Annotated in this window: 20 protein-coding genes and 1 tRNA gene; 5 read left to right on the plus strand and 16 right to left on the minus strand. The window is 71.5% G+C overall.

The features are described 5' to 3' along the window. Positions 1 to 226 precede the first annotated feature (226 nt). The 4 genes from LHA26_RS00005 to LHA26_RS00020 are packed head-to-tail and all read right to left on the minus strand — an operon-like array spanning position 227 to position 3,072. Positions 227 to 1,105 (minus strand): glycosyltransferase, encoded by an 879-nt coding sequence (locus LHA26_RS00005; protein WP_252166720.1) that lies wholly within the window; start codon positions 1,103 to 1,105, stop codon positions 227 to 229. Beyond that, positions 1,102 to 2,067 (minus strand): glycosyltransferase family 2 protein, encoded by a 966-nt coding sequence (locus LHA26_RS00010; protein ID WP_252166721.1) that lies wholly within the window; start codon positions 2,065 to 2,067, stop codon positions 1,102 to 1,104. Before LHA26_RS00010 ends, LHA26_RS00005 begins: the two co-directional genes overlap by 4 nt. Before the next feature lie 57 nt (positions 2,068 to 2,124). Beyond that, entirely contained in the window at positions 2,125 to 2,574 is a 450-nt protein-coding gene (locus LHA26_RS00015) for a DUF421 domain-containing protein (protein ID WP_252166722.1), read from the minus strand. A 9-nt stretch (positions 2,575 to 2,583) separates the two neighbouring features. Next, the gene (locus LHA26_RS00020) at positions 2,584 to 3,072 is read right to left on the minus strand and encodes a hypothetical protein (RefSeq protein ID WP_252166723.1); all 489 of its coding nucleotides are present in this window, start codon (positions 3,070 to 3,072) and stop codon (positions 2,584 to 2,586) included. Positions 3,073 to 3,263: 191 nt separating this feature from the next. On the opposite strand from LHA26_RS00020, the gene LHA26_RS00030 reads away from it, so the two are divergent. After that, positions 3,264 to 5,816, plus strand: a complete 2,553-nt coding sequence (locus LHA26_RS00030; protein ID WP_302898026.1) for a sensor domain-containing phosphodiesterase — start codon at positions 3,264 to 3,266, stop codon at positions 5,814 to 5,816. A gap of 5 nt (positions 5,817 to 5,821) precedes the next feature. Here LHA26_RS00030 and LHA26_RS00035 read toward each other — a convergent pair whose 3' ends face one another. The 3 genes from LHA26_RS00035 to cpdR all read right to left on the minus strand — a co-directional run bounded on the left by LHA26_RS00035 (position 5,822) and on the right by cpdR (position 7,719). Beyond that, positions 5,822 to 7,015, minus strand: a complete 1,194-nt coding sequence (locus LHA26_RS00035; protein WP_252166724.1) for an SDR family oxidoreductase — start codon at positions 7,013 to 7,015, stop codon at positions 5,822 to 5,824. Positions 7,016 to 7,199: 184 nt separating this feature from the next. After that, positions 7,200 to 7,274 (minus strand) — tRNA-Val (locus tag LHA26_RS00040). Positions 7,275 to 7,332: 58 nt separating this feature from the next. Beyond that, the gene (cpdR, locus tag LHA26_RS00045) at positions 7,333 to 7,719 is read right to left on the minus strand and encodes a cell cycle two-component system response regulator CpdR (RefSeq protein ID WP_252166725.1); all 387 of its coding nucleotides are present in this window, start codon (positions 7,717 to 7,719) and stop codon (positions 7,333 to 7,335) included. A gap of 164 nt (positions 7,720 to 7,883) precedes the next feature. On the opposite strand from cpdR, the gene LHA26_RS00050 reads away from it, so the two are divergent. Continuing rightward, the gene (locus LHA26_RS00050) at positions 7,884 to 8,741 is read left to right on the plus strand and encodes an N-formylglutamate amidohydrolase (RefSeq protein WP_252166726.1); all 858 of its coding nucleotides are present in this window, start codon (positions 7,884 to 7,886) and stop codon (positions 8,739 to 8,741) included. A 234-nt stretch (positions 8,742 to 8,975) separates the two neighbouring features. Here LHA26_RS00050 and LHA26_RS00055 read toward each other — a convergent pair whose 3' ends face one another. The 3 genes from LHA26_RS00055 to LHA26_RS00065 are packed head-to-tail and all read right to left on the minus strand — an operon-like array spanning position 8,976 to position 11,831. Further along, a complete protein-coding gene (locus LHA26_RS00055) occupies positions 8,976 to 9,560 on the minus strand; it encodes a cytochrome b (protein WP_252166727.1) in 585 nt (194 codons plus the stop codon). 7 nt (positions 9,561 to 9,567) lie between these two features. Further along, entirely contained in the window at positions 9,568 to 10,335 is a 768-nt protein-coding gene (locus tag LHA26_RS00060; protein WP_252166728.1) for a SapC family protein, read from the minus strand. A gap of 47 nt (positions 10,336 to 10,382) precedes the next feature. Continuing rightward, positions 10,383 to 11,831, minus strand: a complete 1,449-nt coding sequence (locus tag LHA26_RS00065; RefSeq protein ID WP_252166729.1) for an FAD-binding oxidoreductase — start codon at positions 11,829 to 11,831, stop codon at positions 10,383 to 10,385. 134 nt (positions 11,832 to 11,965) lie between these two features. Here LHA26_RS00065 and LHA26_RS00070 point away from each other — a divergent pair, with 134 nt between their 5' ends. The 3 genes from LHA26_RS00070 (at position 11,966) to LHA26_RS00080 (ending at position 14,974) form a co-directional block, all read left to right on the plus strand. Further along, on the plus strand, positions 11,966 to 12,397 hold the full coding sequence (locus LHA26_RS00070; RefSeq protein WP_252168430.1) for a hypothetical protein: 432 nt from the start codon (positions 11,966 to 11,968) through the stop codon (positions 12,395 to 12,397). Positions 12,398 to 12,485: 88 nt separating this feature from the next. Next, positions 12,486 to 13,874: a DEAD/DEAH box helicase gene (locus tag LHA26_RS00075; protein WP_252166730.1), complete on the plus strand. Its 1,389-nt coding sequence runs from the start codon at positions 12,486 to 12,488 to the stop codon at positions 13,872 to 13,874. Positions 13,875 to 13,972: 98 nt separating this feature from the next. Then, positions 13,973 to 14,974 carry a GGDEF domain-containing protein gene (locus LHA26_RS00080; protein ID WP_252166731.1) on the plus strand — a complete coding sequence of 334 codons (1,002 nt, stop codon included), beginning with the start codon at positions 13,973 to 13,975 and terminating at the stop codon, positions 14,972 to 14,974. Positions 14,975 to 14,984: 10 nt separating this feature from the next. On the opposite strand, the gene tgt is transcribed toward LHA26_RS00080, so the two are convergent. The 6 genes from tgt to LHA26_RS00110 all read right to left on the minus strand — a co-directional run bounded on the left by tgt (position 14,985) and on the right by LHA26_RS00110 (position 19,688). Next, complete coding sequence (gene tgt, locus LHA26_RS00085) at positions 14,985 to 16,112, minus strand: tRNA guanosine(34) transglycosylase Tgt (protein WP_252166732.1); 1,128 nt, start codon at positions 16,110 to 16,112, stop codon at positions 14,985 to 14,987. Positions 16,113 to 16,189: 77 nt separating this feature from the next. After that, positions 16,190 to 17,218: a tRNA preQ1(34) S-adenosylmethionine ribosyltransferase-isomerase QueA gene (gene queA / locus LHA26_RS00090; RefSeq protein ID WP_252166733.1), complete on the minus strand. Its 1,029-nt coding sequence runs from the start codon at positions 17,216 to 17,218 to the stop codon at positions 16,190 to 16,192. A 22-nt stretch (positions 17,219 to 17,240) separates the two neighbouring features. Further along, complete coding sequence (locus tag LHA26_RS00095; RefSeq protein WP_252166734.1) at positions 17,241 to 17,951, minus strand: peptidylprolyl isomerase; 711 nt, start codon at positions 17,949 to 17,951, stop codon at positions 17,241 to 17,243. A 69-nt stretch (positions 17,952 to 18,020) separates the two neighbouring features. After that, positions 18,021 to 18,527, minus strand: a complete 507-nt coding sequence (gene coaD, locus LHA26_RS00100) for a pantetheine-phosphate adenylyltransferase (protein ID WP_252166735.1) — start codon at positions 18,525 to 18,527, stop codon at positions 18,021 to 18,023. A gap of 8 nt (positions 18,528 to 18,535) precedes the next feature. After that, positions 18,536 to 19,453 carry a polyprenyl synthetase family protein gene (locus tag LHA26_RS00105; protein ID WP_252166736.1) on the minus strand — a complete coding sequence of 306 codons (918 nt, stop codon included), beginning with the start codon at positions 19,451 to 19,453 and terminating at the stop codon, positions 18,536 to 18,538. Further along, positions 19,443 to 19,688, minus strand: a complete 246-nt coding sequence (locus tag LHA26_RS00110) for an exodeoxyribonuclease VII small subunit (protein ID WP_252166737.1) — start codon at positions 19,686 to 19,688, stop codon at positions 19,443 to 19,445. Before LHA26_RS00110 ends, LHA26_RS00105 begins: the two co-directional genes overlap by 11 nt. Positions 19,689 to 19,800: the final 112 nt, after the last annotated feature.

The raw sequence follows: 19,800 nt of genomic DNA on the forward strand, positions 1-19,800 counted from the left end.
CAGAGCCTTGGCCTCCGCCCGGGGGCGGACAGGATCCTTCCACCCTGAAAGGGCGCAAGCGACCGAGCCTAAGCGCTGATCCTCCGAGCGGGCGAACCGAAGGTCCGCGGCGTCCGAGGCCCGCCGAAGCGACGGTGTCGCCGGCCGGGAGGCGCTAAGTAGGCGCCGACTCAGATTGGGTCAACAGGTTTTTTGGGAAAAAATGCCGGCGCGCGCCAGGCCCCGCTCAACCGGGGATTTCGGCCGCCGCGCGTGGCGCGCCGTCGCGGATGGCGCGCGCCACGCCCGGCGCCCTCTCGCCACCCGCCACAGCCTGCAGCGCCGCCCAATCCTGGCCGAACGCCGCCGCCTCAGCCGCCGCCAGCGGCCGGCCCTCGGCGCGCACCCAGGCCGTGACCGCCCGCCGCCATGCGGTGAAGGGCCCGTCGGTCTCGGAGTGATTCTGCCCCGTCCCCATCATGTAGAGCCCGGGCGTGCGCAGCGTGGCGAGCGCGACGCCGAGCGCGGCCGCGCGCGCGGGCCATTCATGATGCGAGCCGAGCACGGCATGGGGATCGCGGCCGATCGGCTCGGCATCGCCCGCAACCACCCGCGCGATCGTGCTGGAGCCGCACAGCCCGTGGAACGGGCCATCATAGGCCGGTCCGAGCGGAAAGGACGCGACCCGCAGGCTGGGAAGATCGAGCGCCAGGCCCGCGCCGAGCACCGCCCCCACCTGATCCGGCCCGATCGCCCGCCGCGCCTCCGCCACCAGGCCCGAGGCGAGCCAGTCGTCGGCGTCGAGGAACATCAGAAGCCCGCCGCCCCGCGCCGTCACCGCCTCCTTGATCCGCCACTTCTTGCACCCGCCATCGTCATTGGCGGCGCTGGGCGCGGCGCTGGGCCAGTCCGCCTCGAGCAGCTCGAAGCGCGGATCGCCCGCCACGCGCGCCCAGCAGGGCGGCGCCTCGTGCGCGGCGAGCAGCACCGTGAAGTCGCGATCGGTCTGCGCGCGCAGCGAGTCCAGCGTGCGCGCCAGGAGCCAGTCCACCCGCGCCCAGTCGCGCGCCGCCGCCCGCGCGATCAGCGGAATGCCGAAGAAGAAGGGCTCGGGCGCGGCGCTCATGCCGCCTCGGCCTCGGCCAGCCGCGCGATATGCGCGCGGTAGGCGGCGACGCACCGCGCCTCGGCCGCGCGCGTCTCGGGATCGGCGCGGAGCGCCGCCATCGCATCGGGAAGATCCGGATGATAGGCGAGCAGCGCCTCGTCCGCCTCCTCGTTGCGGTCGAAGATCGCCCAATTGGCGGCACGGTCCCAGCGTTCGGGCCCCAAGCCGCCGCCGCGCCAATGTTTGACGCAATAATCCTCCCAGGCGCGCGTGTTATAATGGTTCACCTGCGCCAGATCCCAGCGCACCGTGCCGGGCGCGCTCTGCAGAAAGGCCTCAGCGCGCGCGAAGGCTGGCGGCAGCGGCCGCCCCGCCCCGTCCACCGCGCGCAGCGCCGGGGCGCGCGCCTGCTTGGCATGGCCCGGGCCGTGCGGCAGCAGCGGGCAATGATAGGCATCGGGCGTGCGGCACAGCGTCTTGAACGACCAGTTGACGCCATGGTCGCGCGGCGCGGCGCGGCGGAAGCGCGAAGTCACCGGCTCGGGCGCGAAGGCGCGCGCGCCGCCGCTGCCGAAGATCCGCCAGTTGATCGCGATGCTGGTCGCCTCGGGCACCGCCGCGAGCAGCGCGCCGACGCTGTGATCGCCGACATGGACGAGAAGGAATTCGTCCGCGTCCAGCACCATCACCGCCTCAGGCCAGGCGCCGGCGATCGCCCGCTCGGCGGCCTGATAGGCGAAGAGCTGCGCCGCCGCGCCCGGCGGCGGGGTGCAGCGCAGATGCCGGATCAGCCCGCGCGCGGCGAGCCGATCCAGCAGCGCGGGCGAGTCGTCGGCGCAATCATTGCTGCACAGGATGAGATCGGTGAAGCCGATCAGCCGGTGATAGGCGATCCATTCGAGCAGGAACGGGCCTTCGTCGCGCACCGTGGCGACGAGCAGGACGCGCGGGGTGGGCTGGCTGCGGCTCGGCTCCGTCATGCATCCCCTTCCCGCCATGGCGCGGGTTCAGCGCCGCCGGCCGCTTTTGGTTCCGGCTCAGCCGCCGGCGCTCTTGGGGATGACGGACAGGCCGCCATTATGCTCGACCACGATGCGCTCCACCGCGTCGAAGCCCGCAAGCCCCTGCTGGCGTATCTCGCTGAGCAGATCGGCCTGCTGGATCCGCAGCTTGGCCAGCCGCAGCTCGTCCACCTTGCCATCCTGAAAGAGGGTGACGGGGGTGCCCTGCACGATCATGCCCAGCGTCTCCCAGCGCACCATCAGCAGCGACACCGCGACATGGGTGAGCGAGATGGCGAACAGGGCGAGCAGCGCCGCCGTGATCGAGCGCTCCTGGCCGACCACCGCCTGCACGGCGAGGCCGCCGAAGATGAAGATCACCACCATGTCGATCGGCGTGGCGGAGCGGAGCACGCGCCGCGTGGTGATCCGCAGCACGAAGGTGAGCAGCAGATAGACGAGAACGGCGCGAAGGATGATGCCCATGACGGCTCCTCACGGCAGGATGAAGACGGAGATGGGCGCGGCATGGCCCTGCACGCGCATCACCCCGCCGCCGCGCCCGGCGACGAGCGGCGTCAGCTGCAGCGTGATCAGCCCGCTGCGATCGGGGCCGAGATCGAAATCATAGGTGACGCCATCGCCGCCGGTGCGCATCGCCGAGGCGCGCGGCGAGGTCGCCTTCACCTCGAGCGAGGCCAGAAAGCGGCGGTCGAGCGTCACCTCCACCCGGTCGGACGGGAAATGCGGACCGACCGCGAGATCGAGATTGGTCGGCGTCTGGCTCCGCACGCTGGCGTCGAACCGGGCATAGGCGGGTATGCCGAGGAAGAGCGCGTGGCGCTTGCCGAAGGGGCTGTCGCCCAGCAGCCCGGCGAGCGCCGCGATCAGCAGCACGATCATCAGCCCGAAGGCGATCAGCTCGGCCTTGTGCCAGCGCCGCTCGAACGGGATATTCTCGCGTATATCGATATCGATAGCCATCGCCGTCCTTCCGCCTGCCGGCCGCGCCGTCGCGCACAGAACAGCTAAGCTCTTGTATTGGTGTCATGATATATATCAGCCGCGGCTTCATGCGGCGTGATGGACACTCGCCTCATCGTGCCCGCCCGCGGAAGAAGTCCCGCTCGCGTCGCGTAACCTTTTAAAAAGAGGCGCAGCGCTACAGCGGCCTCATGGAGGAACGGGCCCAGCGTAGCGAACAGGCCGCCGAGCAGGCGCGGTTGACGGCGCTCATCAACATGGCGATCCTCGATACGGCCGCCGAGCCCGAATTCGACGGCATCACTTTGGCCGCCGCCGCCGCGCTCGGCGCCGCCAGCGCCGCGATCAGCCTGGTCGATGCGGACCGGCAATGGTTCAAGGCGCGCCACAATATTCCGGTGCCCGAAACCCCGCGCGATCAGGCCTTCTGCGCGCATGCGCTGGCCCTCACCACACCGCTGGTGGTGCCGGACGCGCGCTGCGATCCGCGCTTCATCGACAATCCGCTGGTCACCGCGCCGGGCGGCATCCGCTTCTACGCCGGCGCGCCGCTGATCGCGGGCGGCGCCTGTCTCGGCACCTTGTGCGTCTTCGATCCGGCGCCGCGCCCCGGCCTCACCGCCGCGCAGAGCGCGGTGCTGACCGGCCTCGCCGCCACCGCCGCCCGGCTGATCGAGGCGCGCCGCTTCTGGCGCGCGGGCCAGATCGCGACCCAGGTCGTCGACGTGACGTCGGACGCAATCCTTTGCACCGATCGCGCCGGCGTGATCCGCTTCTGGAACCGCGCCGCGGAGCAGGTTTTCGGCTATGCGGCGGCCGAGGTGCTGGGTCGCGATCTCGATTGCATCATCCCGCCCGCCATGGTCGATGCGCATCATCGCGGCTTCGAGCGCGTGCGCGGCGGCGCCGAAAGCGCGCTCGCCGGCCGCTCCATCGCGCTCCCCGCCCGCCGCAAGGACGGCACCGAATTCCCCATCGAACTGTCGATCGCGCGCTGGGGCGAGCCCGAGGGCATTGGCGGCTTCGCGGCGATCGTGCGCGATATCTCCGCGCGCCGCGAACTCGAGCGCGAACGCCAGCAGGCGAGCGACTTTCTCGATACCATCGTCGCCAATCTGCCCGCGATGCTGTTCGTCAAGGATGCCGAGAGCCGGCGCTATCTGCTCGTCAACGCCGCCGGCGAGCGGCTGACGGGGCGCAGCGCCGCCGAGATGATCGGCGAGACCGACGCCGCGCTCTTCCCGGAAAGCGGCCCCGCCGCCGAGGCCCGCGACGAGGAGGCGCTGCGCGCCGCCCTGCCCCGCACCGACGAGAGCTGTTTCGTCCGCGCCGATGGCGGCCGCGTCCATATCCGCACGCGCCGCATCGTCATCGACGGGCCGGAACGCCCGCGCCAGTTCATCCTCGGCCTGTCCGAGGATATCAGCGAGGCGCGCCGGGCCGAGGCCGAGGTGCACCGGCTCGCGCATTTCGATACGCTCACCGGGCTGATCAACCGCGACAGCTTCCTCGCCGAGCTGGAACGCCGCGTGGCCGACGCGATCCCCTTCGCCTTTCTCAGCATCGATCTCGATCGCTTCAAGGCGGTCAACGAGCAGTTCGGCCATGCCACCGGCGACGAGGTGCTGGTGATCCTGGGCGAGCGGCTGCGCGCCGCCGTCCGCGCCGATGATATCGCGGCGCGGACCGGCGGCGACGAATTCGCGGTGCTGCTGCTCGGCCCCGATGCCGAGGCGCGCGCGCGATCGGTCGCGCAGCGGCTGGTCGAGCGTTTCGCCGAGCCGATCGCCACCAGCCGCGCGATCGCGCACAGCGGCGCCACCATCGGCATCGCGCTCGCGCCGCAGGATGGCGCCACCCCCAATGCCGTCCGCCAGAGCGTGGAGCTGGCGCGCGAGCGCGCCAAGGCCGACGGGCGCGGCCAGTTCCGCTTCTTCAGCCCCGAACAGGATGCCTCGGCCCGCGCGCGCCGCGCGCTGGAGGCCGATCTCCGCCTCGCGATCGAGCGCGGCGAGATCGCGCTCGCCTATCAGCCGATCGTCGCCACCGCCACGGGCCAGATCACCAGCGTCGAGGCACTCGCCCGTTGGAGCCACCCCGTCCATGGCCCGATCCCGCCGGATCTGTTCGTCTCGCTGGCCGAGGAGAGCGGGCTGATCCATGCGCTCGGCGCGCTGGTGCTGCGCCGCGCCTGCGCCGACGCCACCAATTTCGCGGTCGATGTCCGCGTCGCCGTCAATCTGTCGCCGCTCCAGTTCCAGGGCGGCGCGCTGTGCGAGCAGGTGCGCGCCATCCTCGCCGAAACCGGCCTCGATCCGCACCGGCTGCAGCTGGAGGTGACCGAAGGGCTGGTGATCCGCGATGTCGAGGCCACGTTCCACGAGTTGAACCGGCTGCGCGCGCAGGGCATCCACATCCATCTCGACGATTTCGGCGTCGGCTATTCCTCGCTCGGCTATTTTCAGCGCTTCCGCTTCGATACGGTGAAGATCGACAAGAGCTTCGTCGATACGATCGCGACCTCGGCCTCGGCGCGCGCCATCATCGGCGCGGTGGTCGGGCTCGGCGGCGCGCTCGGCATGAAGGTGGTGGCCGAGGGCGTCGAGGAGGCGGCGCAGATGGAGCTGCTCGTCGCGCTCGGCTGCACGCATCTGCAAGGCTATCTGTTCAGCCGGCCGGTCAGCGCGGAGGCGGTGCGCGCGCTGCTCGCCCAGCCCGCCGCGCCACTCCGCGCGGCGCTCTAGCCGCTTCAGGGGCGCAGCACCTCGGGCACGGGCGCGCCGATCCGGCGGGCGACTTCGGCCACCTCGGCGTCGCTCGGCGCGGGCGGCGGTTCGCGACCGGGCGTGCCGGCATCGTCGGCGATTCCGGGGCCGGTGCCCGCCACCGTCTCGTTGAGCGGGCGCGCGTTGGGCCCATCCGAAATCGCCTCCCGCGCCGGCGTCGGCGCCGGTTCCGGCGCCGCGCGCGCCGGCCCGCGGCGGCGCGCCAAGGCCAGTCCGGCGACCAGCGCCACCCCCAGCGTGGCGGCGCCGAGCGTGGCCGCCTTGCGTCCGCGTTCGGGATCGCGGAAGCCGCCATCGATCGCTCCGTCGTCGGCGGGCGGCTGGTGGAGATTGCCCGATGTCGACGCGGCGGGCGCCGCCTGCGCGAAATAGCGCCCCAGCGCCCGATCCATGATCGCCGCGCCGATGTTCGGCCCCAGCAGCTGGCCAAGCTTCATCGCCAGCAGCGGCGCGCCCACCGCCGTCGCCGCGCGCGGGCGATCGGCCAGCCGCATCACCGCGCGCGCGACGGTGCGCGGATCGAGCACGCCCGGCGGCACCGAGGTTTCGCCGCCGGTATAATTGCCGGCGTGGCGGATCGCCGGGGTATCCACGAAGGTGGGAAAGACATCGCAGATATGGATGTCCGGATGGCCGTGAAGCTCGCCGCGCAGCGCCTGGGAAAAGCCGCGCAGCCCGAATTTGCTCGCGGCATAGGCGACCGCCCAGGGCGCCGCCAGCAGCCCGCCAACCGACACCATGTTGACGAAAATGCCATGGCCCTGCGCCAGAAAGACGGGCAGCACCGCATGCGCGTCGTTGAGCCGGCCGATCAAATTGGTCTCGATCACGCGCCGGTGATCCGCCATCGGCACGTCGGTGAAGCGGCCGACCACGCCGATTCCGACATCGCTGAACCAGAGGTCGATCTCGCCCAGCGCCGTCACCGCCGCCTCGGCCAGCGCGACGCAGGCGGCGGCGTCGGTGATGTCGGTGGGCACGATGCTGGCCGTGCCGCCGGCCGCGCGGCAGCGGGCCGCGACCGCCTCGAGCGCGTCGCCGTCGCGCGCGGCGAGCACCAGCCGCGCGCCCCGCGCCGCGAACGCCTCGGCGGTGGCGGCGCCGATCCCGCTCGACGCGCCGGTGATGACGATGGCCTGGCCGTGCCGCTTCAGCATGATCGCTCTCCTTCACGGCCTCCAACGCCCGGCGCACGCCCGCGCCGCTGGCGCCGCACCGGACGTGCATCACGCGCGACGAACCGTGGCGCGCTCTTCATCGATGCGGATCGTCGCGGCCGCGCCGCCAGGCCTTGGGCAAAACGAAAAAGAGCCCGGAAGCCTGAGACTTCCGAGCTCTTTATGGTGGGCGTGGCAAGGATTGAACTTGCGACCCCTGCGATGTCAACACAGTGCTCTACCACTGAGCTACACGCCCGTGGGGGCCGCCTCTAGCCAGAGCCTCGGGGCTTGGCAAGCGGCGCGTGCAGAAAAAGTCAGAGGGCGCCGTCGGGGTTCGCCATGCTGCCGATGCCGAACAGCCGATCCACCTCCAGCACCAGATCGCGCAGATGGAAGGGCTTGGAGAGCACGCGCGCATGGGGATGGGTGGCGCCCGTCTTCAGCGCCACGGCGGCGAAGCCGGTGATGAACATCACCCGCATGCTCGGCGCCAGCGCCGCCGCGCGCTGCGCGAGTTCGATCCCGTCCATCCCCGGCATGACGATGTCGGTCAGCAGCAGATCGAACTGGTCGCGCTCCAGCAGCGGCAGCGCCTCCGTCCCGTTGGCGACGGCGGAGACGGCATAGCCGACCCGCTCCAGCGCCCGGGCCAGATACACGCGCATGGAGCTGTCATCTTCGGCAAGCAGGATCTTGATCATGGCACCACCATATGTCGAAGCGCCCGTCCGCGCGCCGGTCTCGTCGCCCGCCCGGTTCCGAATCGGGACGTGGCGGGCTTACAACGCCGCCCTTTCAAATAGCTGCGGCGCGGTCGGCGCGCACCCCCTTGCCGGGCCCCGGCCTCCCGCGATAGCAGCAAGCGATGAACCTCGGCTGTGTTCCCCAATCCGCCTTCGCGCGGCTCGGCCCGGCCGAACCCCTCACCCCGGTCGTGCTCGCCGTGCCCCATGCCGGCCGCGCCTATGATCCCGCGCTGCTGGACGCCGCGCGGCTGCCGCTCGCCGCGCTCGAGACGATCGAGGATCGCCATGCCGATCGGCTGATCGACGCGGCGGTGGCGGCGGGCGCGGTGGCGCTGGTCGCGCACGCGCCGCGCGCGCTGGTCGATCTCAATCGCGATCCGCGCGAGATCGATCCGGTGCTGCTGCGGACCGAGGAACGCCCCGCCGACCTGCGCATGACCGACAAGGTCGCGGGCGGGCTGGGCGTCATCCCCAGCCGCATCGCCGCCGGCGGCGCGGTGTGGCGCCAGCCGCTCGCCTGGGCGGAGATCGCGGCGCGGCTGGAGGCGGTGCATGCCCCCTATCATGCCGCCATCGCGCAGGCGCTCGATGCCGCGCAGCGGCGCCACGGCCATGCGGTGCTGATCGATTGCCATTCCATGCCGCCCTTGCCGGCGCCGTCGCGCGCGCGGCTGGTGGTGGGCGATCGCTACGGCGCCAGCGCCGCCCCCGGCTATGCCGCCGCCGCGCTCGCGACCGCGCGCCACGCCGGGCTCGGCGCGCTCTGCAACCGTCCCTATGCCGGCGGCTATACGCTCGATCGCCACGGCGCGCCGGCGCGCGGGCGCCACGCCGTGCAGATCGAGATCGATCGCAGCCTCTATCTGGATGCGTCGCTGCGCGCGCCCGGGCCCGGCCTGGCGGCGATGCAGGCGCTGGTCGCGGCGCTCTGCGCGGCGCTCGGCGCCCTGCGCGCTTTCGCCCAGGCGGCGGAATAGTCCTCGCCCGCCGGCCGTCCCCTGCCGCCTAAAGAAAAAGCCACCCCGCGCTTTCGCGCAGGGTGGCCAAGGTTCAGGGAGGAGACGCGCCTGAAAGGCGCGTCGTGCGGGTCGCGAAGGGGGGCGCGACCGCGCATTTCCTAAATAGAGACTGTTCGTGGCCGTTCAAGCACAGTCTTCAAAAAAAGTTCGCATCGCGACGAATCGCTGTTGCGATCGGCCGAAAGCTCCTGTTCAGCCGCGCGTCCGCCGCCCGGGCGCCGCGAATCGGCCCGGCAGCATGCGGTGCAGCACGCCGTCGCGCAGCACCAGCCCGTGGCGCGCCGCGCCGGCGAGATGCAGCGCCACCAGCGCCAGCATCGCCCAGCCCATGATCTCGTGCGCCTCGTGCGTCGGGCCGCCCAGCCAGGCGAGCGGCCCCAGCGGCAGCGCCGGCACGGCGAGGCCGCCGATCCAGAACGGGCCGCCGCGCGGGCCGGTGGAGGTGAAGATCCAGCCGGTCAGCGGCAACAGCAGCATCAGCGCGTAGAGCAGGCCGTGCACGCCGCGCGCCAGCACACGCTCGCGCGCGCCGGCGGGCAGCGGCGGCGGCCGATGGACGAGCCGCCACGCGACTCGCGCCACGGTCAGCACCAGGATGACGAAGCCCAGCGCCTTGTGGAGCGGGATCGTCCCGCGCAGCAGCGATTCGTGGAGCAGGCCGATCGTCAGATTGGCCAGCACCAGCACCGCGATCACCCAATGGAAGGCCATGGCCACGGCGCCGTAGCGCCGCAGCGGCGGTTCCACCCAGGGCCCCATGTCCGCGCGCCCGCTCATCCCCGCCTCAGAAGGTCGGCGCGGGCAGCTTGCCCTGCTCGCTCTGTCGACCGAACAGCTCGGCCAGCTTCTGCAACGAGAAGACATGCGCGTAGATCAGCGGCAGCGCGCCGCTCTGGATCAGCTTGCGCGCGAGATCGCCGCGCAGGTTGCGCAGCGCCTCTTCCGAGACGATCTGGAAGCCGCGATACACGTAAGGTTCCGGCGCGCCATTGGGCTGGGCCGAAAACTCGCCGTCGATCAGCAGCTTGTTCTCGATCAGGTCGCGCACGAAGGCGCCGGTCAGCTGGCTCGCCTGCTCGAACTGCTCGCAGAAGCCGAGCACGCCCTTGGTGAATTCCGAAGGCGCGCTGCCGTCGAACAGGGCGTCGCCCTCGGCGAAGGCGCCCAGCGCCTCGGCGCTGGGGTCGAAGCAGAGCGAAAGCTCTTCGGTGTCCGGGCGAAGCCGCGCGAGCATGAAGGGATAGCGGCGCACATAAGCGGGCACATAGGTGGCCGGCTCGCGCAGCATGCCGTCCTCGTCGAAAAATACGTTCACGCCCTCGTTCAGCCCCATGAGCGCGAGCGGCACGGGGTTTTCGCCCGCCGAGAAGACGATCGGATAATGGCGCTGCGCCTGGATGAACTCCTCGGCGAGCAGCGGCACGGCATGGACCTGGGCCAGGAACGGCACCTTCTCCGCCGGCCGGAACCGCCAATCGGCATGAAGCGCGCTCGAAAGCGGCGTCAGGTCGTTGTAGAAAAGCGGCAGGCTCTGCTGCGGCTGGCTGGCCATGTCGGTCTGTCTCCCCAATGCGGCCGGATGGCCTCTCCCCGCCGCGTCTATGGCGCTGGCGCCGGCTCTGCAAGCGGCAGCAGCGCGCCGGGGTTGAGGATGCCCGCCGGGTCGAACAGCTGCTTCACCGCGCGCAGCCCCGCCAGCCGGTCCGGTTCGCCCAGCGCCGCGAAGTCGTCGCGCTTGAAGCGGCCGATGCCATGCTCGGCCGAAAGCGTGCCGCCCGCGTCGAGCACGAGCCCGTGGACGAAGCGCGACACCGCCGCCGCCTCGCGCGCGAACCAGGCGCGATCGTCTGCGTCCCGCGGCGCGCGCACGTTGAAATGCACGTTGCCGTCGCCGAGATGGCCGAAGGCGATCGGCCGGGCGCCGGCGAAGCGCGCCGCCACCGCCGCGCTTGCCGTTTCGATGAAGCCCGGCATGGCGGCGACGGGCACGGCGATGTCGTGCTTGGCGGCCAGCCCGTCGCGCGCCTCGGCTTCGGACAGGCTCTCGCGCAGCCTCCACAAGGCTTCGGCCTGGCGCTCATTCTGCGCCAGCACGGCATCGGCGAGGCCGCCGCGCTCTGCCTCGGCGGCGAGCGCGGCCTCGAGCGCGGGCGCCACCGCCGCGTCGCCCACGGCCTCGATCAGGACATGCCAGCGATGCGCGCCGGCGAGCGGCGCCTGGGTCCCGGGAATATGGCGCAGCACCAGCGCCAGCCCCTCCTCCGGGATCAGCTCGAAGCTCTCCACCGCCTCGCCCAGCCGATCTTCCAGCCGGCGCAGCAGCGTCAGCGCCGCCCCCGCGTCGTCGAGCCCGATCCACGCCACGGCGCGGGCGCGGAAGGCCGGCACCAGCCGCAGCGTGGCGGCGGTCACCAGGCCCAGCGTGCCCTCGGCGCCGATCAGCAGCTGCTTCAGATCATAGCCCCGATTGTCCTTGCGCAGCGGCGTCAGCTGCTCCAGCCGCAGGCCATTGCCGAACACACCCTCCAGCCCCAGCACCAGCGCGCGCATCGGCCCGAAGCGCAGCACCTGCGTGCCCCCGGCATTGGTGGAGATCAGCCCGCCCACCGTGGCATTGCCCTTGGCGGCGAGCGAAAGGGGGAAGCGGCGGCCGTGCGCGGCGGCGGCCTCGTGGAGGTCGGCCAGCACCACCCCGGCCTCGGCGGTGATGGCGTTATCCTCGGGCGAGACGGCGCGGATCCGCTGCATCCGCCGCAGCGAGACGAGCAGCGCGCCCGGCCCGTCGGCCGGCGGCGTCGCGCCGCCCACCATCGAGCTGTTGCCCCCCTGCGGCACCAGCGCCACCCGCGCCTCGGCGGCGGCCGCCACCACGAAGGCGGCCTCGTCCAGCGTCGCGGGCGCGACCAGCGCCGCCGCCGCGCCCGTCATCCGGCGGCGCCAGTCGGTCAGCCACGGCGCGAGCGCGGCGGGATCCTGGGTGAAGCCGGCCGGGCCGAGCCGATCGGCCAGGCGCGCGAGCAGCGCGGCGGAGGGCGGAGCGAGGGACATGGCGCGCGCTCTATCGGCTTGGCGGCCGGCGGGAAAGCCGCCAGCGGGCGGCGCGCGGCCGATCAGTTCATCCCGCGTTCAAGCGCGGCTCCGCACGCGGCATCTGTCATGCTGAAACCCACTATCGGCCGGTGATGCTGCTGCTTCTCGCCGCCTTGGCGACGGCGTCCCCCCATGCTCCGCCGCATCGCGCCGCGCCGCCGCACCGCGCCGTCGCGCCGGCGCGCAAGGTGCTGCGCGTGCCCGCGCGGCATCGCCTCGGCGTGCCGCCCGCATTGCCGCATTTCCAGGAGCGGCGCGGCCCGCGCTGCATCGATGCCAATGCCATCGCCGGCGCCGCCGTCACCGCGCCCGACGGCGTCGACCTGATCCTCAAGGGCGGCAAGCGGGTCCGCGCCGCGCTCGACGAGGCCTGCCCCGCGCTCGATTATTACGAGGGCTTCTATGTGTCGCCCACGCCCGATGGCCGCATCTGCGCCGATCGCGATGTCATCCGCACCCGCTCGGGCGGCGCCTGCGAGATCGATCGCTTCCGCCTGCTGGTGCCCGAAAAACCCACCAAATGAGCCTTGCGCTTGACTTTGGGCGAGCAACGGCACAGGGCGGAGGCGATGCCAGCCGCCGCCTTGTGGGTGGCCGATCCCGGACGCATGCATGACCTTCGCCGATCTCGGCCTTTCCGATGAGTTGCTCCGCGCCGTAGCCGATTCCGGCTATACCGAGCCCACGCCCATCCAGCGGCAGGCGATCCCGCCCGTGCTGATGAACCGCGATCTGATCGCGATCGCGCAGACCGGCACCGGCAAGACCGCCAGCTTCGTCCTGCCGATGATCGACATTCTCGCCCATGGCCGGGCGCGGGCGCGGATGCCGCGCTCGCTGATCCTCGAGCCGACACGCGAACTGGCCGCCCAGGTCGCCGAAAATTTCGAGAAATACGGCAAATATCACAAGCTCTCGATGGCGCTGCTGATCGGTGGCGTGCAGATGGGCGATCAGGTCGCGGCGCTCGAGCGCGGCGTCGATGTGCTGATCGCCACGCCCGGCCGGCTGATGGATCTGTTCGGGCGCGGCAAGATCCTGCTCACCGGCTGTTCGCTGCTCGTCATCGACGAGGCGGACCGCATGCTCGATATGGGCTTCATCCCCGATATCGAGGAAATCTGCACCAAGCTGCCCGCCACCCGCCAGACCCTGCTCTTCTCCGCCACCATGCCGGCGCCGATCAAGAAGCTGGCGGATCGCTTCCAGTCCAATCCCAAGCAGATCGAGATCGCGCGCGTCGGCACCACCAACGCCTCGATCACCCAGGCGCTGGTCGAGACGAGCAACCGCGCCAAGCGCGAGACGCTGCGCGGCCTGCTCCGCGCCGAGGATGTCCGCACCGCCATCATCTTCGCCAACCGCAAGACGACGGTGCGCGAGCTGAACCAGTCGCTCCGCCGCAACGGCTTCGCCTCGGGCGAGATCCATGGCGACATGGACCAGCCCGCCCGGCTGCGCGAGCTGGAGCGGTTCAAGGCGGGCGAAATCAACCTCCTGGTCGCCTCCGATGTCGCCGCGCGCGGGCTCGACATCAAGGGCGTGAGCCACGTCTTCAACTTCGATGCGCCCTGGCACCCGGACGATTATGTCCACCGGATCGGCCGCACCGGCCGCGCCGGCGCCACCGGCAAGGCCTTCACGCTGATCACCGAGGACGATGCCGAGGCGATCGCCAATATCGAGAAGCTGACGGGGCAGACCATCCCGCGCATCGCCGCGCCCGATGCCGGCCGCCCCGCCCGCGCCGAGGCCGAGGAGGAGGCGCCGGCGCCGCGCCGCGAGCGTTCGGCCCGCGCCGGGCGCGGCGAGCGCGCCACCCGCGCCGACGAGCCGGCCCGCGCCCCCCGCGCCGCCGCCCCGCGCGAGGAGCGCGCCGTCGCCCCGCGCGCGGAGCGTGCCGCGCGCACCGCGCCGCCCGCCACCGGCCCCGCCGGCGAGGGCGATGCCGGGTGGAACGGGCCGGTACCCGCTTTTCTGGCGATTGGCATCGCCGGATAGCCTCGGGGCTTACCTCTTCTTTACTAGCGCTTAGTAGAAGAGCGTCAGACGCGGACGGGCCGGGGCCCGCCCGGCGAAAACAGACGAGACCCGAATCGGTGAGCGACGACTCCAGCCTCTTTGCCAAGATCGGCGCGTTGCTCAGCGAGGCCGGCCTCGAGCCGACCCCGCACAATTACGAATTTTTCTACCGCTACGCGACCGGCGCGGACAAGCAGCTGATCGCGGCGGTGGATACGGTCCGCGCCGCCGGCCAGCCGCTCAACAACCGCATCGTCGGCACGATCCGGCGCGAGCTGTTCGGCGCCGGCGGCGGCCTTGGCCGCGTGATCGAGAATGCCGAGCGCGAGCTGGGCCGGATGGTCGATTATGTCGAGCAGTCGGATGCCGACACGCGCGAATATCGCGACCGGCTGGATCGCAGCGCCGTCGATCACGCCACCACGCTCGATCGCCAGAAGGCGGTGCTCGCCGACATGGTGGAGGCCACCAACGCCATCCTCAGCCAGACCGACAAGCTCCAGAGCGAGCTGGCGCGCTCGGCGCGCGAGATCGACGCGCTCAAGGCCGATCTCGAGATCGCGCGCACCGAATCGCGCTCCGATCCGCTCACCGGGCTCGCCAACCGCAAGGCGTGTTGCGATTATCTCGGCGCCCAGCTGCCGCGCGCCGCGCGCGACCAGAAGCAGCTCAGCCTGATCTTCCTCGATATCGATCACTTCAAGCGCGTGAATGACCGCTTCGGCCACCGCACCGGCGACGAGGTGCTGCGGCTGGTCGGCCAGACGCTCGAGCGCAGCTTCCACGGCGTCGGCTTCGCCGCGCGCTGGGGCGGCGAGGAATTCGTGGTGGTGATGCCCGGCGCCAGCGCGCCCCAGGCCGCCGCCTATGCCGATCGCTTCCGCGAGACGATCGGCGCGCGCGCCGTCAAGGTGCGCGGCACCGGCGAGGAGATCGGCCGCGTCACCCTCTCCATGGGCATCTCCGAACTGGTCAAGAACGACACTATCCAGTCGCTGGTCGATCGTGCCGACCAGGCGCTCTACGAGGCCAAGGAAGGCGGCCGCGATCGCGTGATCTGCTCGCGCGCGGCGGCCTGATCGGCGCGCCTCAGCCGCGCCCGCGCGCGGCGTAGCGCCGGCGGAAGCTTTCCGCGAAGTCGGTCAGCCGCCCCGCCGCGATCGCGTCCCGCAGCCCCGCCATCAGCTGCTGGTAGAACCAGAGATTATGCTCGGTCATCAGCATCGCGCCCAGCATCTCGCCGGCGCGCACGAGATGGTGGAGATAGGCCTTGGACCAGCGGCCGATCGGCGACTCCGGATCCAGCGGTTCCAGATCCTCGGCATAGCGGGCATTGCGGATATTGACCGGGCCGTCCCAGGTGAAGGCCTGGCCGTTGCGGCCCGAGCGGGTGGGCAGCACGCAATCGAACATGTCGATCCCGCGCTCGACCGCGCCGACGATATCGTCCGGCTTGCCCACGCCCATCAGATAGCGCGGCCGGTCGCGCGGCAGCATCGCCACCGCGAAGTCGAGCGTGCGGAACATCTCCTCCTGCCCCTCGCCCACCGCCAGCCCGCCCACCGCATAGCCGTCGAAGCCGATCTCGATCAGCGCGTCGGCGGATTTCTGGCGGAGATCGGCATAGGTCGAGCCTTGCTGGATGCCGAACAGCGCCGCGCGCCCGGCATGGTCGCCGCCCGCGTCGAACGCCGCGCGGGAGCGCGCCGCCCAGCGCATCGAGCGCTCCATCGAGCGGAGCGCGCGGTCATGCTCGGCGGGCCAGGGCGTGCATTCGTCGAAGGCCATGACGATGTCGCTGTCCAGCATGCGCTGGATCTCCATCGAGCGCTCGGGGCTCAGCATGTGGCGCGATCCGTCGAGATGGCTCTGGAAGCGCACCCCTTCCTCGCTCTGCTTGGTGAGCGCGGAGAGCGACATCACCTGATAGCCGCCGCTGTCGGTGAGGATCGGGCGGTCCCAGCCCATCCAGTCGTGCAGGCCGCCCAGCCGCTCCACCCGCTCGGCGCCGGGGCGGAGCATGAGATGATAGGTGTTGCCGAGCACGATGTCCGCGCCGGTCGCGCGCACCGTCTCGGGCTTCATCGCCTTCACCGTCGCGGCGGTGCCCACGGGCATGAAGGCGGGGGTGGCGATGGTGCCGCGCTGCATGGTGATGGCGCCGGTGCGCGCCGCGCCGTCGGTGGCCGCGATGTGGAAGGCGAAACGCTCTGTCATGATCGCCGGCTCCTGCCCCCCGCCGCGCCCAGCGTCAACCGCGGCGGCCAGGGCGCGCGCCGGCGTCCGGCGCCCGATCAGCCCGGCAGCAGCAGCGAGGCGTCGCCATAGCTGTAGAAGCGATAGCCCTCGGCGATCGCATGCGCATAGGCCTGCTGCATCCGCTCCAGCCCCATCAGCGCCGACACCAGCATGAACAGCGTCGAGCGCGGCAGATGGAAATTGGTGAGCAGGCCGTCGATCGCGCGGAAACGATAGCCCGGCGTGATGAAGATCGCGGTATCGCCCTCGAACGGGCGGATGCGGCCATCCTCGCCGGTGGCGCTCTCGAGCAGGCGCAGGCTGGTGGTGCCGACCGCGATCAGCCGCCCGCCCGCCGTGCGCACCGCGTTGAGCCGCTCGGCGGTGGCGGCGTCGATCCGGCCCCATTCGGCGTGCATCTGGTGCGCCTCGGTATCCTCCGCCTTGACCGGCAGGAAGGTGCCCGCGCCGACATGCAGCGTCAGCGTCTCGCGGCCGATCCCCGCCGCGTCCAGCGCCGCCACCAGCGCGGGGGTGAAGTGCAGCGCCGCGGTCGGCGCCGCCACCGCGCCCGCCTCGCGCGCGAACATGGTCTGGTAATCCTCGGCGTCGCGGGCGTCGGTCGGCCGGCGCGCGGCGATATAGGGCGGCAGCGGCATGCGCCCGGCGCGCGCCAGCAGCAGCTCCACGGGCTCGTCGCCCGCAAAGTCCAGCCGCCAGCTGCCGTCCGCCTCGCGCGCGCGCGCGATCGCCGCCACCCCGGCGCCGAAGTCGATCCGGTCGTCCTCGCGCAGCCGCTTGGCGTTGCGGATGAAGGCGCGCCAGCTGCGCAGCCCCTCGCGCTTGTGCAGCGTCGCGCCGATCCGCGCCTCCCCGCGCAGCCCCTCGAGCTGCGCGGGGATGACGCGCGTATCGTTGAACACGAGATGATCGCCCGGGCGGAGGCAGGCGGGCAAGGCGCGCACCGTGCGGTCGGCCAGGCCGTCGCGCGCCACCACCAGCAGCCGCGCGGCGTCGCGCGGGCTCGCCGGCCGCAGCGCGATGCGCTCCGGCGGCAGCTGGAAATCGAACAGGTCTACGCGCATGCGATCGCGCCCCGCGCGGGGCTCAGTGCCGCCGGCGCGTCGGCGTGACGGGCGTGACCGGCGTCGGCGTGATCGGGCCCGACGGCAGCGCGGCGGGCGCCTGCACCGGCGGCGGCGGCGCCAGCTGCGCGGCGGTGAGCGGCGGCACGTCGCCGATCGAGGCGCGCACGATCCGCGTCGGCGTCGCCGGCGGCTCACCCCGCTGGATGGCATCGACATAGGCCATGCCCGAAACCACGCGGCCGAACACGGTATAATGCCGGTCCAGCTTCAGATTGGGCATGAACATGATGTAGAACTGGCTGTTGGCGCTGTTCTCGTCGGCGGCGCGGGCGGCCGCCACGGCGCCGCGCACATGCGGCAGGTCGTTGAACTCGGCCGGCACGTCGGGCAGCGTCGAGCCGCCCTCGCCGGTGCCCTTCGGATCGCCGCCCTGGGCCATGAAGCCCTCGATCACGCGGTGGAACATCAGCCCGTTGTAGAAGCCCTGCGCGGTCAGCGTCTTGATCCGCTCGACCATCTTGGGCGCCATGTCCGGCCGCAGCTGGATCACCACCCGGCCGCCATCGGACAGATCGAGATTCCACTCATTGTCCGGGGTGAGCTTGGGCGGCAGGAAATCCTCCACCCGGCTCGCCGTGCCCGCGGCCTGGATCTTGGTGGTCTTTTTGGCGAGCGCCGGGCTGGCCACGGCAAGGCAGGCGGCGAAGGTCAGAAGCGCGGATCGTATCATGTTGAGGGCCGTGGCTCCGGGATCGGCGAAAGTAGCGGGTGTTGCCCTAGCCTAATGGCAGGCGCTTGCCTATTGCTGAACGGCCCTTTCGCCCACCCGCCGCGCCACGTCTCCGGCGATGGCGGGGCTCACGAAGCGGCGGATGTCGCCGCCATAGAGCGCGATCTCCTTGACCAGCCGCGAGGCGATCGGCTGCAGCGCCACATCGGCCATCAGGAAGAGCGTCTCGATGCCGGGATCGAGCTGCTGGTTCATCCCCGCCATCTGGTACTCATATTCGAAATCGGCGACGGCACGCAGCCCGCGCACGATCACCGAGGCGCCCTGGGCGCGCGCGAAATGGATCAGCAGCGAGTCGAACGCCACCACCTCGATCGCCGCGCCGTCCAGCCCCTCGGCCTCGCGCCGCACCATCGCCAGCCGCTCCTCGATGCTGAACATCGGCGTCTTGGACGGATTGGTCGTCACGCCGATCACCAGCCGGTCGACCAGCCGCGCCGCGCGCCGGAAAATATCCATATGGCCGAGCGTGACCGGGTCGAACGTGCCCGGGTAGAGGCCGATCCGTTCCTGCATGACCGGCCCTAGTGATCTCGTTCGACGACATAGCGCGCGATCGCGCGCAGCAGGTCGGCCTCGGCGCCCCAGCCCGAAAGATGCGCCACCGCCTGGTCCACCAGCATCGCCGCCTGGGTGCGGGCGCGCTCCACGCCCAGCAGCGAGACGAAGGTGGCCTTGCCGGCCTCCGCATCCTTGCCCGTCGCCTTGCCGACGATCGCGGCATCGCCCTCCACGTCGAGCAGATCGTCGGCGATCTGGAAGGCGAGGCCGAGATCGCGCGCATAGGCGCGCAGCATCTTGCGCCCGGCCGGCGGCACATGGCCGAGTATGGCGCCCATCTCGAGGCACACGCCGATCAGCGCGCCGGTCTTGAGTTGCTGGAGCCGGGTGGTGGTGGCGAGGTCGAAGCGCGTCTCCTCGGCCATCAGGTCCATCATCTGGCCGCCCGCCATGCCCGCCGGGCCGCTCGCGCGCGACAGTTCGAAGGTGAGTTCGGCGCGCACGAAGGGATCGGCATGGGTGCGCGGATCGGCGGCGATCTCGAAGGCGAGCGCGTGCAGCGAGTCGCCCGCCAGCACCGCCACCGCCTCGCCGAACTGCTTGTGCACCGTGGGCTTGCCGCGGCGCATATCGTCATCGTCCATGCACGGCATGTCGTCGTGGATGAGGCTGTAGACATGCACGCATTCCACCGCCAGGCCGGCGCGCAGCGCGCTGTGGCGGTCGACGTTGAACAGCCCCGCCGAGGCCGCCACCAGCAGCGGCCGCAGCCGCTTGCCGCCGCCGATCGCGGCATGGCGCATCGCCTCGTAGAGTATGGCGCGGGGATCGTCGGGAACCGCGAGCACCTCGTCGAACAGGGCGTCGATCGCGGTGGCGACCTCGGCCATCGCCTCTTTCAGCGCGGGGGTGGTGAAGCTGGCCATGGTCTCACTTGCCATCGAACGGGCTCGTGCCGGCGGCGGCGCCGTCGGGGGCGATCTGGATGGACTCGATCCGCGCCTGGGCGGCCTTGAGGCGCTGCTCGCACTGGGCGCGCAGCCGATCGCCTTCGGCGTAGAGGGCGATCGACTCTTCCAGCGGCACATCGCCGCCTTCAAGCTGTTGCACGATGGTTTCAAGCCGCTTGAGCGCATCCTCGAAGCTCAGAGCGGCGATGTCGGCCTGGTCAGTCATGCGCCGCTTGTGGCGGTCGGTGCCCAAGCGGTCAAGCTGGCGCAGCCATTAACGAGGGATAGAAATCCGCGTGGCCGGCCGGGGCGCGGCGGGCGCCCGGCCGGGGGGAGCG

The sequence above is a fragment of the Sphingomonas morindae genome, from assembly GCF_023822065.1.
Taxonomy (GTDB): domain Bacteria; phylum Pseudomonadota; class Alphaproteobacteria; order Sphingomonadales; family Sphingomonadaceae; genus Solisphingomonas; species Solisphingomonas morindae.

Coding starts and splice junctions, on each gene's coding strand:
- LHA26_RS00005 (WP_252166720.1), bottom strand. CDS start 1,105: ATGAGCGCCGCGCCCGAGCCCTTCTTCTTCGGCATTCCGCTGATCGCG.
- LHA26_RS00010 (WP_252166721.1), bottom strand. CDS start 2,067: ATGACGGAGCCGAGCCGCAGCCAGCCCACCCCGCGCGTCCTGCTCGTC.
- LHA26_RS00015 (WP_252166722.1), bottom strand. CDS start 2,574: ATGGGCATCATCCTTCGCGCCGTTCTCGTCTATCTGCTGCTCACCTTC.
- LHA26_RS00020 (WP_252166723.1), bottom strand. CDS start 3,072: ATGGCTATCGATATCGATATACGCGAGAATATCCCGTTCGAGCGGCGC.
- LHA26_RS00030 (WP_302898026.1), top strand. CDS start 3,264: ATGGAGGAACGGGCCCAGCGTAGCGAACAGGCCGCCGAGCAGGCGCGG.
- LHA26_RS00035 (WP_252166724.1), bottom strand. CDS start 7,015: ATGCTGAAGCGGCACGGCCAGGCCATCGTCATCACCGGCGCGTCGAGC.
- cpdR (WP_252166725.1), bottom strand. CDS start 7,719: ATGATCAAGATCCTGCTTGCCGAAGATGACAGCTCCATGCGCGTGTAT.
- LHA26_RS00050 (WP_252166726.1), top strand. CDS start 7,884: ATGAACCTCGGCTGTGTTCCCCAATCCGCCTTCGCGCGGCTCGGCCCG.
- LHA26_RS00055 (WP_252166727.1), bottom strand. CDS start 9,560: ATGAGCGGGCGCGCGGACATGGGGCCCTGGGTGGAACCGCCGCTGCGG.
- LHA26_RS00060 (WP_252166728.1), bottom strand. CDS start 10,335: ATGGCCAGCCAGCCGCAGCAGAGCCTGCCGCTTTTCTACAACGACCTG.
- LHA26_RS00065 (WP_252166729.1), bottom strand. CDS start 11,831: ATGTCCCTCGCTCCGCCCTCCGCCGCGCTGCTCGCGCGCCTGGCCGAT.
- LHA26_RS00070 (WP_252168430.1), top strand. CDS start 11,966: ATGCTGCTGCTTCTCGCCGCCTTGGCGACGGCGTCCCCCCATGCTCCG.
- LHA26_RS00075 (WP_252166730.1), top strand. CDS start 12,486: ATGACCTTCGCCGATCTCGGCCTTTCCGATGAGTTGCTCCGCGCCGTA.
- tgt (WP_252166732.1), bottom strand. CDS start 16,112: ATGACAGAGCGTTTCGCCTTCCACATCGCGGCCACCGACGGCGCGGCG.
- queA (WP_252166733.1), bottom strand. CDS start 17,218: ATGCGCGTAGACCTGTTCGATTTCCAGCTGCCGCCGGAGCGCATCGCG.
- LHA26_RS00095 (WP_252166734.1), bottom strand. CDS start 17,951: ATGATACGATCCGCGCTTCTGACCTTCGCCGCCTGCCTTGCCGTGGCC.
- coaD (WP_252166735.1), bottom strand. CDS start 18,527: ATGCAGGAACGGATCGGCCTCTACCCGGGCACGTTCGACCCGGTCACG.
- LHA26_RS00105 (WP_252166736.1), bottom strand. CDS start 19,453: ATGGCAAGTGAGACCATGGCCAGCTTCACCACCCCCGCGCTGAAAGAG.
- LHA26_RS00110 (WP_252166737.1), bottom strand. CDS start 19,688: ATGACTGACCAGGCCGACATCGCCGCTCTGAGCTTCGAGGATGCGCTC.